The organism is Niastella caeni (genome assembly GCF_004834005.1).
In the GTDB taxonomy this organism is placed as follows: domain Bacteria; phylum Bacteroidota; class Bacteroidia; order Chitinophagales; family Chitinophagaceae; genus Niastella; species Niastella caeni.
This window is the reverse complement of sequence record NZ_STFF01000010.1, coordinates 138,894-152,559: the sequence shown is the minus strand read 5'-3', so window position 1 is coordinate 152,559 and position 13,666 is coordinate 138,894. Positions and strand designations below refer to the sequence as shown.

Below are 13,666 nucleotides of genomic sequence, written 5' to 3'. Positions count from 1 at the left end.
TTTTAAATGTTCCATTTTTGATTAATTGTGCGATTTTATGATAGACATAATAAGAGGTGCAGCTTCAAAGCCAGCATCAACTGACGCTTTAATTGATTTCGTTGAGAATTCTAATATTGAAGAAGGCGTACTATATACAGGGTATCCAATTATAAGTTCGTTTGATGATAATACATCTTTAGATGCTTTATTAATAACAAGCAACCATGGAGTGATTGCATTTGATGTTGTTGAGGAGCCAGAATTCTCGGAACGAGATGAAATAAGAGACAGCCTTTACAATTCGATGTTACAAAGGTTGATAGGGTATAAAGAGTTGGCTGCAAAAAGAGGTAAACTAAAAGCAAATCTCAATGTACTTACTATTGCGCCATCCTGGCCACTAAAGTATAAAAAAGAAGATGTTATTATTGAGGGCAAAGACCTATCCACATTTTTTAATAATAATGTCCAAGAAGATTTGCTGTATGATGACTATAGAAAACTAGTTCAAGCAGTACAGGCTATTACGAAATTAAAATCTAGGCCCCCTAGAAAAGTTTCAAATTCAAATTCAAAAGGTGCAATACTGAATGAATTGGAGAAATCAATAGCTAACTTAGATAGAAGACAAAGTAAAGCTGTAATTGAAACGGTAGATGGCATTCAAAGAATTAGAGGGTTAGCTGGTTCAGGAAAAACGATAATTTTAGCCTTAAAAGTAGCCTATTTGCATTCTAAATTCCCCGAATGGACAATCGGGGTTACCTACTATACCCGATCTTTACGAAATCAATTTATAGATTTAATAACAAAGTTTACAATAGAACATAAAAACGAAGAGCCTGATTGGAGTAAAGTTAAAATTTTACAAGCATGGGGTAGCTCAAGAGACAATGGCCTCTATTATGAATTTTGCAAATTTAATAATGTCGAGTACCTTGATTATGACAGTGCAAAAGCTAAATATGGCTCATCAGGAAACCTAATTGAAGTTATATCGGCAAGAGCAATTTCCGAGGCTAAAATGTTCAATGAAACATATGATGCAATTTTAGTTGATGAGGCACAAGACTTCTCAGAATCATTCCTAAAAATCTGCTATAGTTTATTGAAACCTGCATCAATTAAAAATCCGAAGAACAAACGGCTGATTTATGCTTATGATGAGCTTCAAAAATTAAATGATGTCAATCCCTTAAAAAATCCAAAGGAAATTTTCGAAGGAATTGATTTTGAAAACGTCAAAAACCAACCTCAACAAGACATTATACTTGAAAAATGCTATCGTAATTCAGCACCTGTTTTAGTTACTGCACATGCATTAGGATTTGGCATTTATCGTGAAAATCAAGAGCTAGTTACAATGTTTAATGATAAGGAGCTTTGGCGGGATGTTGGTTATAAGGTTGATTCGGGAAACTTGGAATTTGGCCAAAATGTCACTCTAAAACGTGATAATGATACAAGTCCAGATTTCCTCACTGAAAAATCTGATCCTAATGACTTAATCCAATTCTACTGTTTCAAAGATAATACTGAACAGTATGAATTTATTGCGAGTGAAATTGAAAAAAACTTAAAAGAAGACGATTTAGTATTTCGCGATATTATAGTTATTCACCCTAATGCAATCAAGGCAAAAAACGAATTAGGGCCTTTAAGAAATCTTTTATTCAAAAAAGGTATAGAATCTCACCTAGCAGGAGTCAATACTTCTCCAGATGATTTCTTTATGGAAAAATCGATAGCTTTTACAAGCATTTACAGAGCAAAAGGAAACGAAGCTGCAATGGTTTACGTTGTTGGTGCCGAATATTGTTATAAAGGCTATGAATTAATAAAGAAACGTAATACCTTATTTACCGCCATTACAAGAAGTAAAGGATGGGTTAGGGTCCTAGGAATAGGAGATAGTATGGTAAAATTAAACCAGGAGTTTGATAAAGCAAAAAGAGCAAGATTTAAATTATCTTTTCGATATCCTACAATTGAAGAAATGGATAAACTAAATGTCTTGCATAGAGATCTCTCAGAGGCAGATAAAAAAATGATTACAGAATCTGAAAAGGAAGCAAGCAATTTGATAAATAAACTTAAAAATAATCAAATTCATATAGAAGATTTATCAAAGGAAACAATTGAACAATTAAGACGGATACTAAATGACAATAAATGATACTTATCAAGAGATTGTTACAATAACCCAGCAAGTAATAGAAAGTGGGCTATCAGTGCAAGAAAAATGGCCTGAACGAAACGGCTCAAGAATAACCTGGAATGGCCAAAATGATATATCAATAGCATTGAAGAATATTCCATATGCGGAAAAGTATACTGTTCTCGAGTCGGATCAAAACTTCAACTTTAAAATGATCGATGGTGCATTAATACAATTCATGTATGAATTTAACCAAACGGGTCGCAAGTTAGAATCTCATAGGTTAGCTTTTCTACCCTCACCGAAACTAGAGCACTATGATTCTGCACCCGAAGACTATGAGGAATTGCACTTTGGTCAGTCTGAATTTCACGACATGATTGAGAAAAATATTGTTGCCTTTCCAATTAGATTCGACTACAATGAAAATGAGGAATTTTTTAAAGAAATAGACCATCCGTATTCCCATGTTAGTTTTGGCGAATATGAGTTTTGCCGTATTCCAGTTAATAGGCCGATTACCCCTAGCATTTTCATAAGTTTTGTTTTAAGAAACTTTTATAGTAATGCAGTAAGATCGAGAGGAGAAATCTGCGCTCAGTCAAAATTTCGTTTCGACATGACGATTACAAATAATGAAAAAAATATCCTTCATTTCAACATTGATTAACATTTTAAAGGACATTATTGGGCAGGCTTGGAATTCAAAAGATTTAAAAAAATTAGACTAATTTATTCTTTTAAAGGTCTGCTATTAAAACTTCCTGAAAGCGGTCCTTCGCCAGTCTACAAACGTCTCATTATCATGTCATTTTTACAAATTCCGTTTTGGATACGAAATTGCGCTACTTTTTCTTGTTTTATTAATATTTTGTATATTATATTAGGACGTATCAGATTAGAAATATCCCTACATGAGCAATTCAATTAATTATATCACCTCGACTTTAAAAGGCATAAAAAGCAAGGAGAATAAAGACGAGTTTTTAGTAATTGATGAAGACAGCTATAATATTTTTGCTGTTTTCGATGGAGTTAGTAGCGCACGGAATGGAAAGGAGGCTGCCTCTAGAGCAAAGACTTTTATAGAATCTAATTATAAATTATATCTTAACCCAAGTATAAGCATAAAGAAATTTATGTATGATTTAAATCAATATTTGGTAAAATCTGATTTAGAAGAACCGTATACGACTTATTGCTTAGTATATATAGATAAGAATGACAGTTCAATATTATATTCGTGGCTAGGAGATTCAAGAGTCTATATTATTACTAGTCAATACATGGAGGCAATTACGAAAGATGACAGCTTCAAAGAAAATGTCTTATCAAACTATTTAGGAAATCCCAATTTACTGATCGAGGATTTTAGACAAAAAAAAACGGCGTTAGAACATAGCCATATGTTAATTTGTACGGATGGTTTTTATCGACTATTAGAAATGAATCCTCTTACATTTTTTGAGAGCTTCCACAAAAAATCCGTGTCATCAATCAGATCCAATATTGATGCATTAGTGACAGGTAATAACTTAGACGACTCAACTTATATCTTTGTCAAATAGCACTTATGTTTTTTACTGAACGAGAACTAGTAAATACACTAAAAAATAATTATATTTCCATCTGCCATTGGGATACTCAAAAATTCAATACAAATATTTTAGAAGAAGTTGATCTTGGATTTGGAGTTGCGGACCTTGTCATATCGAAATTAAGCCCCAAGAGAAAAAATGGATCTGTTTCTTTAACTTACTTTGATGTAATCGTTTACCGTATAATAGAGACAGAAAAGGAAATTCTTTTTGACACACTGAAGAATGTCACCAAATCTAACACAACAACAATTAACCGCTCATTGAAGAAACTAATTCAAGATAGCTACATATACAAACACGACAATCTTATTAGACTTAATAAAACATATAAAGGCGTCAGTCTTTCAAATATTGCGATCGAAGCTAAATTGAAAAACTGGAGACGCGCATTAGCCCAAGCATTCCGTTATAAATGGTTTGCAGAAAAATCTTTTGTTGTTTTGGATTCTAAGCATTTTAAACCTGCTCTTAATAACATAGGAGAATTTAGAAAATTAAATGTTGGCTTGGCTGAAATATCTAAAGGGGGGCAAATTGTAATTCATTATAGACCACAAAAGGAGGCTCCGATTAATCCTACAATGTGGATACTTCTAAATGAAACTTTACGTCAAGATGTTTTTAGACAAAAGATATGATCGCCATGTGGCTAAGTGATAGTTTCTACTTTCATCATCAAAGTATATATTCATTTCATTTAATTTCCTATAAGTAGCAATAGCAGCATCTATTTTGTCAATCATATATTTTTTTCTCACTGATAAATCTTCAATGGAAGCTATCTCTTTCAATTGTCTTTCAACTGAAAGAAGATAGTTTTTATGAACCTCTGGCTTTTGATTGCTCCAAGGATAACCGAAAGTTAAGATTGCATCTGAAAATATATTCCGCTCGTTCTTTATAAGATCAAGACCATTATTCATGCGAATAAGATCAAGCCAAGGTGATTTAATAAAATTTAGCACCTTTTCACTAAAATACCACCCTTTGGACGGGCCTCCATCTTCATCCATCGTAAATCTTTTTATACTGAAATTGCGCAGATTTTCATAAGTTCCTATAGTAATATAATCGATATCAGTTAATGACAGAAATATTAGCGCATCCCAATTTGCATATGAATAAATAGTTGTAAACTTTTGCTTCTTTAATACATACAATACAGTAGTAAGATTATTTAAATATTTAAAGTCGGTACTAACTTTTTGACGATTATCAGGCTTTGATTCACAAAGTATATAATATCCATCAAAAACTATACTTATATCCGTTAAATAGAACAATAGCTTATCTATCTTTTCTGCGTCAATAATTGTATGATTAGTAATTGGAATGGTCATATAATACTTGACACCTTCAATCTTATTGTTACTTAGCCATCTATTAATTGTTTTAATCATTCCTACAAATTGTTCAAGATTATCATTTTCATAATAATTAGGAATGATAATATTCTTCAACCCAAGTGTTTCTATTTGAAACTTAACACCTTGCTTAATTAAGTTTTCAATCCATGTATTTGTTTGCGATCCGTCATCCATAGCTGCAGCAGGGTGAAAAGGATAAGTTCCCAGTTTGCCTTTTGTTATATTCTTCGCATCTTTTTTGGCGAAATACTGCAAATCAAAATAAGCTTTGTTAAGAATATCACTTGTTTCATACCCGCTTATTTTATCGCGGCTGAAATATCCATTTTCAAAGTTATATGCACATATAACAAAACCCTCGCTTATATCATTTTGATAATATGCATCTAAATTCCATTTTATTAAATGTCCTGCTAATTGTAAAACTTTCATATTAGATTAATGCAATTAAATCTTCAACTAATCTTGGGCGCTGAGCAACACTAAACCTCATACTTTCTCTCAAATATTCTTTTAAAGGGCAAGAATTATCCATGGAAAAACTCTCGTTTCCACTTTTAAATTTAATATCTATTGCGTTTATTGTATCACCGAAAGGCATAGTGTTATAATACAAATTATACGCAATCACGCCAAGACTAAAAAAATCAGTCCTATAAGAAATCATGTCCTTTTTCCCAGCGTACTGCTCAGGTGATGCCCATTTCCATGTTCCAGGTTGAATGCCCGTTGCTGTTATCGTAGCCCCATCTAAGTCACGGGCGATTCCAAAGTCAAGTACTACTGGAGATCCGTCTTTCCGGATCATTATATTCTCAGGCTTCAAATCTCTATGAACATACCTACATCTCCATATAGGAGCCATGATATCACAGATACCAGAAAGTAACTTTCGAATTTTATCAGCATCACCTTTATAAGAAGAAATAATATCAGCCAGCGTATCTCCTTCAATATACTCTTCAAACACAATTAATTCTCCATGATATTCATCAATTTTGGAAATGATTGGCAAGCCAGGATGTCCTTTAAAATTTTCATAAATATTCATTTCAAGATCAAAGCGTTCATCTTTCCCACTCTCATATATTTTCATCACTTGCTTAACCCCTTCAATAACAGGAAAGAGAACAACCTTTTGCCCGCCTTTCTTCTCTGGGCTAAAAAAACTATCTATTTTATAATGGACAAGAAAGTCCTTATCAAAGCTCTTAATACCCATAAATTAACTACAAGAGAAAAAATTTTAAAAAAAGGAATCACCATCACGCTTGTAGAAGCCTGACAATACAAAAGATAATAAACGGGGGAGCATCTAATTAATCAAGCCTTTAGGATGCTTCTCATTTTTGGTTGGAATCGACATAAAGTTAAAACATATTTGTGAATTTTCACTTTTCCACCTGTTAGCTATTGACAGTTCCTGACTAGCCGAGGCAGTCAGCAACTGCCCAATTACGTTCGCCTATGTATCAACACTTTATAGTTTGGCAGTCGGTAACGGCCAAATTGAAATCGTTTTCATTCCTCTTTATTTAAAACAACCTCCCCACCCTCCTGTACCAACCGCATCCCATCCCTCTTTATCCACAACTCCTTTATTTTATTTGCTGCTTCTTCAGGTGAAATACGGATGTACTTATAAAAATCCTTTGTTCGCTTATGGCCGCTGATTTTCATAATAAGCTCAACCGGTGTGCTGGCCAGGAATTCATTGGTGCAGAATGATCGGCGGGCAGTATGCGAAGTGATCCAATCATATTTGGGCTTTATAACCTCGATGCTTTTGTTTCCTTTTTTGTAGGAGAATTTAATGGAGCGGTTTAGTCCTGCTAGTTTACCAATGGTTTTAATGTGGCGGTTAAATTCCGGGTTGGTGAGTGCGGGTATGCGCTCCCGGAACTGACGGGTGAAGATGTGTTTTGCTTCTTCGCGTAAAGGAATAATAACCCAGTGATCTGATTTCTCCTGTTTCTTATAAAGCATATCCCGTTGCAGATCTTCGGGCTTTAGAGTGGAGAAATCGGAGAACCGTAAACCGGTTAAGCAGCCCAACACAAACAGGTCGCGGTATTCAATGAGGTGTGGATGTGCGGATAGATCGGTTTGATAAATAGTAGCAATCTCCTGGTGACTTAAATAAATAGCATCGCATTCTTCTTCGGGAATTTTGAAATCGGTAAGGTCAATGGGTGCAATGATCTTTCTTTTCACCCGATCTTTTATAAAGCCGCGCAGATGTTTTATGGTTTTACCAATGGTATTCAGCTTTAACCCGGTTAATACTTCCTGGCGGCGCATATGCACATGTTCAAAGGTGAGGTAGTCAATAAAGTCGTGGTAGAAATTAAAATCGAAACTGGCGAAGCTGATCTTCTCCTGACGGTATTTTTCAAATGCCTGTAGATGGGCTTTTACATTACCATATACAGTAAGTGTTGCTTTACTTACTTTTCTTTCCTTCGTTTTTATGTACTCATCAAAGTGATAGTAAATATCCTGCTTCGCTTCTTTTTTAGCTACTTCCTGTTTGGCGACCAAGGTTGCCCGTTCATTGAGAGATTGCAGATCGAGCGTTGGAGTGAACATCTTTTTTACAAACGCCCCTTTATCCTCTATTTGTTTTTTGTCAGCTTCTGCAACAAGGTCTTCCACCAATCGCTTTTGACGGAGTAGTTCATCGTTTAGTTTTGAAGCATTGCCGAATTGTGGCGGTAATTGTGGAGAGATGCGTAATTGCTTTTTCTGCCAGTATTCCGGCGGTACAGCAATTCCTGTGCTTAATAATGTACGTTTCGTTCTGCTGTAGCAGTATTGCAGAAAAATCGGCGCAGTTCCATCTTTTTTAATTCGATTGCTGCGGCAAATCGGCTTGATAGGTAACAACATAATTTGGTCGATTCAATTGGTCGATTCAACAATGTGTCTACCTGAATTAAAGGTCGGAAGAATAAAAATGGCCCGCTGTTATGAATACCTGAAAATCAACCGGCTGTAAGTAAAGATTGGATAAAAATAAAAAAGGTCCATCATTGCTGATGAACCTTTTTTGCGGACCGGACGGGACTTAACCCTAACGGTTACAATTATTTGAAAATGAAACGCATGTGCTTTACTGTTTAAATTCTTACGCGACGAATCCTACTTTTTTCAAAAAACTTACATGTCATTACGTATCCGAACATGTCCTTACGAAGATAAGACAAATTGGCAATAACATATGCTTTTGCCGATATAATTTATTTCCATTTATCGGGCATCATACGTACATCCACGAGTCCAGCTTGGTCGCCGTTACCAACCATATCTAAATGAAACGGATTAGAAGTGTTCTTTCGTGATAGCCTATTTTGTTGTATGCCGCAGTTTACCAACCATGAAATATTGTGCAAAAATGTTACAGAAAAGTAAACGACACCTGCATCTGCGAATAGCCACCCCTTGCCTTCAACGGTCTTTTAAATCTATCATTTCTAAACTCAATGCATATTCTCGGCAGGACAGGATTAGAATATCCTCCATAATTTATTGAAAATTAATCACCTATAAATCTAATTTATCGAACTCACCGGATCACTCACTGACTGAGGGATGTGAAAGAGCTTGCATATCGAAATTAATCAATTAGGTTCAAAAACTTGATTATAGTCTAGTTCTGGGGGAATTACCCACTGTTTTTAACGCATGAAGTGAATAATATATAAATTTAAGCTTATACCCCATCTTTAAAATTCACTCATGTACATTTCCAAAATATCCATCAAAGGATTCCGGAATTTTCCGGATAATACTATCGAATTCAACGATGGCGTCAACGTGATAATTGGACACAATAATGCAGGTAAGACCAGTTTATTAAAAGCCCTGGGACTGATTATTGATAATGACGAAGCCCGTAGGCTGGAAATAGACGATTTCTCCAAACAATCATCCCTAGCGGAATTACAGGCCCAGCCACCAAAAGTCACGATTCAACTAATACTAAAAGAAAGCCTGAATGAAGATCCAAATAGCGATGATCTAGTGATGGTTTCTAATTGGCTAACCAACCTGCAAAAGCCATATGATGCAGCCCTGACATATGTCTTCTCGCTACCACTGGATAAGTTGTCGGATTACCAGCAGGCATTAACGCATGCTACCGATAAGGATACCGCCTGGTTCACAATTAAACACGAATTTTTGCGGTTTTATACGTATCGCATTTATGGCGGTGATCCAAGCCTCCAAACTGTTGCAGACAGCGATTCTTTACAAAAATTCGATTTCCAGTTTCTCAACGCCATCAGAGATGTGGAGCGCGACATGTTCACTGGTCGTAACACTATGTTAAGGGAGGTGTTTGATTTTTTCATGGATTATGATATCAAGTCCGTTGATGACTCTCTAAAAAACAAACTGCAAAAACAGGAGGAAATAAAAACCCTACGGACGCAGTTTTCAACAAAAGCGGATGAATTACTTCAGGTCTTACATACCAGGATGCATGAGGGCAAACAACAGATATTATCCTATGCTAAACAAACGGGGGCTACTTTCAACAATGCGAAACCCGATTTTGCCGGGTCACTTTCCGATGTAGATTTTTATTCGGCATTAAAACTGATCATAGGATACGATCATAACGATATTAAAATCCCCGCTACACACAATGGCCTAGGTTACAATAACCTCATCTTTATGTCGCTTTTGCTGGCGAAAATGCAGGTTAATGCAGATGGTAATTATTTGGGTGGAAATGCCAAAGTATTTCCTGTACTAGCTATTGAAGAACCGGAGGCGCATTTACATCCTTCAATGCAGTATAAATTTCTTAAGTTCTTAAAGGAAAATAAGGAAAGCAGAAAAGTGCGCCAGGTATTTGTTACTACCCACTCCACTCAAATAACCTCCGCAGTATCTCTTGATGAGATTATATGTCTCCATAATGATTGCGGGGTCATTCATGTAGGATATCCTGGTAAAACCTTTCCTGCTACAGATGCCGGTCAAAATGCGAAGACATATGTTCAGCGTTATTTAGATGCAACTCGTTCAGATATGCTCTTTGCTCAAAAAGTCATTTTTGTGGAAGGTATGGCAGAGCAGCTTCTTGTGCCTACCCTCGCTAAATATTGCGGAAAGGAGTTGGAAGATCATCATATTGCCATTATTCCAGTTGGTGGCAGATTCTTTGATAATTTCTTGCATATGTTCGACAAGAATAACTCTTTTGCAATTCCTAAAAAGGTTGCTTGTTTAAAGGATCGGGACCCTGAACGACAAAAGATTATTGGCGGCAGAGGGTTTACCAAGTGCTATCCATATTCATTCAATCAGGATACTGCCAACTTTACCTATAAGGATCACATTTCAGATAAGATTACAACATATAATGGCCACCCCAATATTCAATTTTTCGGGCAGGATCACCCCAAAGGGAAAACCTTTGAGTATGAGCTTTGTTTGGAAAATATTTATTCCGACATTCTCATTACGGATTCTATATCAAATAGAAGTGAAATATTGGAATTACTCAATCTGTATAATCAAAATAAAACCTTACAGGATCTGCTGACCGAACTTCGAGCTAGTGGCGCAAATCAGGAAATAGAAACCGCTATTACTTCATTAACAGATCCTTCTTGGACTGAAGATGACAAGAAGAAGGCTGTTGTTGCCTCACGCTATCTCGCTTCTGTCGGGAAGGGAGAAAATGCACTTGAACTGGCAGAAAAACTTGAAAAGAATCTGCTATTGCCTATATCAGTAACAATGCCCCCTCCGGTTGCAACAACCGCGACCAATACATCTTCAACCGTTCTAAGCACTCCGCCTGCTACACCTGGTACCGGGCCTGCTGTTGCGCAGAGTGTTTCACACAGATTAGACTTCAAGGTACCATCATATATTCAAGATGCAATTACGTGGATATGCCAGTAACTACGCCTACCGTTATTCAATCTGATTCTATTATTTCACCGGATGGCCACTTTAGGGTTTCCGCGGGCCCGGGAGCGGGCAAAACTTATTGGCTCGTTGAACACATAAAGAACGTGTTACAACATTCTGGGAATTTAGGAAAGTCCAAAAAAATAGCTTGTATCACTTATACCAATATTGCCGCAGATACAATTGTTCGAAGACTTGATTTTGTTGCAGAGAGAGTAGAAGTATCGACTATACATGCCTTTCTGTACAAGCATGTAATTAAGCCCTATGCAACTTTCATTGCCGCCGAATATGAGTTAAACGTAGGTAAAATGGATGGTCATGATGACCACTTTCCAAGTGGTAAAAAGATTAAATATTGGCTCGATAATCATCCGAACCGAACCACGCTCGCCAGTCCTTATACTTACAATCAACTCGTTCAAAGGCCAAATAATTTCGCGGCATTGAAAAATTGGCTGGAATCTATCTCCTATCAGCTAACTTCTCAAGGAATATTCATAGTTGCAGATAACAGTAAGGCTGTACACATAACAAATGGGAGCACTACAAGGCTTGCAAAACAAGCTTGCCTGGATAAATTAGATACGGCACTTTTGGGATACAAAAAGATTTACTGGAAGGATGGGATTTTGCATCATGAAGATGTACTATTTTTTGCGCATAAGCTAATAACACGCTTTCCCTTTATACTCACGATACTAAAGGCCAAATTCCCTTATTTTTTTATTGATGAATTTCAAGATACCAATCCAATACAGGCCGATATTCTGAGATTATTGGGCGACACATTGGTGAATGTGGGTATAATTGGGGATAAAGCACAATCTATCTATAAGTTCCAGGGGGCGGATATGAAGCAATTTGACGACTTCAAGCTTCCTGCCTTAAAGGACTTTATGATTGCAGATAATCGGAGAAGCACAAACTCCATCATTGATGTTCTTAACAGTGTTCGCAGCGACATCTTTCAAAAACCAGTAAGGCAAGAACAAGGAACACGCCCAATTATTTATGTTGGAGATATGACTGCGGCCGTTACTGCAGTAAAATCCATTTGCGGAACTTCTCCGATAGCAACTCTTTCACGAGATAACATAACGGCTAATACAATGAAGCGTCAATTGAATACAAGTACGCCATCTAGTAATTTGATTGATGACATTTTCGATCTCGACGGCGATTCAAAAAGGAGAAAAACAGTAGTATATACAATCAACGCCATTGAACTAGCCAGACAAAAACGTTTTAAAGAGGCCATTAAAGAGATTAGTAAAAATTTCCGAGAAATCACAGACAAGGGTGTTCGGAAAAAAATTGCATTCCTAAAATTATCACTATTACTTTCAGAATATGAAGCCTATAAAAGCCAGCCCCTATTGACATTTTTTCAATTGCTGAAACAACATATAAACCCAAGTCTTTCGAGAGTTACTGGTGGCAAGCCTCAAATTTTTTACACAGCCTTCACCTATGAGCAATTAGCAGTTTGTGTCAGTATTCAGGATGATAATTCGCTTAATCGCACTATCCATAAGGCAAAGGGAGACGAGTTTGATAACGTTGTGGTTATATTAAAAGAAGAAGCAAATCTTACATTTCTTTTAAACCCTTCGTTACTTACTACAGAAGAGCATCGAATATTTTATGTAGGAATAAGTAGGACAAGGGAGAGGCTGTTTATTTCCGTACCCACCTTAGACACGTCGAAAGAGACAAAACTTAGGCACTGGTTTGACATAGTACGATTGTGACATTAGCTTTTTTTAATTTACACCATACTTGTTATTGTAGAGCCGAGTGCATTCTAAGTGCATATTATGAAAGGGAAAACTTAGGATTTTGTATGCCAATTCAGTATTTAACTTCTATATCGCCCAAAGCGGCATCATGGTCTTCATGATTTCCATGTCCCCGGGTTCAACGGCAACTGGTATTTGCAAAGAGCCTATTAAGTAAGCTACTTTTGTTCGATGTCGTCCATCAACAAAGACGAGCCTATGATCGATGCCTTCCGTTATATAAATCGTCGGTGGATCTATGTATTGCAGTTGTTCCCAACGGTGTAGAATGCGGGCGACACGACCATCATTGAGTAGTTCACCAGTAAACAGGAGCATCCGCTCAACTTCCCCAAAATCGACACATTGGATAAGTTTCCCAACATCGGTCAGGCAGATGATATACCGTTCCTGTTCTGCGCTGATTCCCCGGTCACGGATTTTGTCTGCATTGTCTCCATACGCCCATCGAGGCACAATTGTGTGAAGTTGCGAAAGACTTTTTCCCTTGTAATAGGCAATCTGTTTCTCCAAGTTATCCTTTCCTGCGCTGGCATTGCGAATTTTCATATTACGACAAAGTAAGTAAAAAGGGGACATTCTGTTTAACAAAACATGTAAACAAGACGCATTAAGTCTTATATGTAGCTGAAAATTAATCTGATGTTTTTTTTCAAATCGCCTTCAAGATTGTGTTTTGAAGCGCCAAGACCGCCTCCATATAGCCAAAAACTGCGTTCTGAGCGGGACATATATACGAAATATTTCAAACCAGGTTACACAATGGCGAAAATAGCTGCCCGGCTTTTCCTCTTCCAAATTGGTTGCTGAAATTCCTTTCGGTGC

The 13,666-nt window shown here is 36.6% G+C and carries 10 protein-coding genes; 6 read left to right on the top strand and 4 right to left on the bottom strand.

Going from position 1 to position 13,666, the window contains the following annotated elements:
- Window positions 1-37 precede the first annotated feature (37 nt).
- The 4 genes from FAM09_RS26540 to FAM09_RS26525 all read left to right on the top strand — a co-directional run bounded on the left by FAM09_RS26540 (window position 38) and on the right by FAM09_RS26525 (window position 4,379).
- On the top strand, window positions 38-2,158 hold the full coding sequence (locus FAM09_RS26540) for a DEAD/DEAH box helicase (RefSeq protein WP_136580197.1): 2,121 nt from the start codon (window positions 38-40) through the stop codon (window positions 2,156-2,158).
- Window positions 2,145-2,810 (top strand): DUF2290 domain-containing protein, encoded by a 666-nt coding sequence (locus FAM09_RS26535; RefSeq protein ID WP_136580196.1) that lies wholly within the window; start codon window positions 2,145-2,147, stop codon window positions 2,808-2,810. The genes FAM09_RS26540 and FAM09_RS26535 overlap by 14 nt, the downstream gene beginning before the upstream one ends.
- Before the next feature lie 244 nt (window positions 2,811-3,054).
- Complete coding sequence (locus FAM09_RS26530) at window positions 3,055-3,708, top strand: PP2C family protein-serine/threonine phosphatase (protein ID WP_136580195.1); 654 nt, start codon at window positions 3,055-3,057, stop codon at window positions 3,706-3,708.
- 5 nt (window positions 3,709-3,713) lie between these two features.
- Entirely contained in the window at window positions 3,714-4,379 is a 666-nt protein-coding gene (locus FAM09_RS26525; RefSeq protein WP_136580194.1) for a hypothetical protein, read from the top strand.
- Here the strand turns inward: FAM09_RS26525 and FAM09_RS26520 are convergent.
- The 3 genes from FAM09_RS26520 to FAM09_RS26510 form a co-directional block, all read right to left on the bottom strand.
- Window positions 4,347-5,540, bottom strand: coding sequence for a hypothetical protein (locus FAM09_RS26520; RefSeq protein WP_136580193.1), 1,194 nt, complete (start codon window positions 5,538-5,540; stop codon window positions 4,347-4,349). The two genes, FAM09_RS26525 and FAM09_RS26520, sit on opposite strands and share 33 nt — an antisense overlap.
- A gap of 1 nt (window position 5,541) precedes the next feature.
- Window positions 5,542-6,330: a serine/threonine protein kinase gene (locus FAM09_RS26515; RefSeq protein WP_136580192.1), complete on the bottom strand. Its 789-nt coding sequence runs from the start codon at window positions 6,328-6,330 to the stop codon at window positions 5,542-5,544.
- 299 nt (window positions 6,331-6,629) lie between these two features.
- Complete coding sequence (locus FAM09_RS26510) at window positions 6,630-7,997, bottom strand: site-specific integrase (protein WP_136580191.1); 1,368 nt, start codon at window positions 7,995-7,997, stop codon at window positions 6,630-6,632.
- An 849-nt stretch (window positions 7,998-8,846) separates the two neighbouring features.
- Here FAM09_RS26510 and FAM09_RS26505 point away from each other — a divergent pair.
- Window positions 8,847-11,030 carry an ATP-dependent nuclease gene (locus tag FAM09_RS26505; RefSeq protein ID WP_136580190.1) on the top strand — a complete coding sequence of 728 codons (2,184 nt, stop codon included), beginning with the start codon at window positions 8,847-8,849 and terminating at the stop codon, window positions 11,028-11,030.
- Complete coding sequence (locus tag FAM09_RS26500; RefSeq protein WP_136580189.1) at window positions 11,021-12,793, top strand: UvrD-helicase domain-containing protein; 1,773 nt, start codon at window positions 11,021-11,023, stop codon at window positions 12,791-12,793. Before FAM09_RS26505 ends, FAM09_RS26500 begins: the two co-directional genes overlap by 10 nt.
- A gap of 114 nt (window positions 12,794-12,907) precedes the next feature.
- Here FAM09_RS26500 and FAM09_RS26495 read toward each other — a convergent pair whose 3' ends face one another.
- Window positions 12,908-13,390 carry a hypothetical protein gene (locus FAM09_RS26495; protein ID WP_136580188.1) on the bottom strand — a complete coding sequence of 161 codons (483 nt, stop codon included), beginning with the start codon at window positions 13,388-13,390 and terminating at the stop codon, window positions 12,908-12,910.
- Window positions 13,391-13,666: the final 276 nt, after the last annotated feature.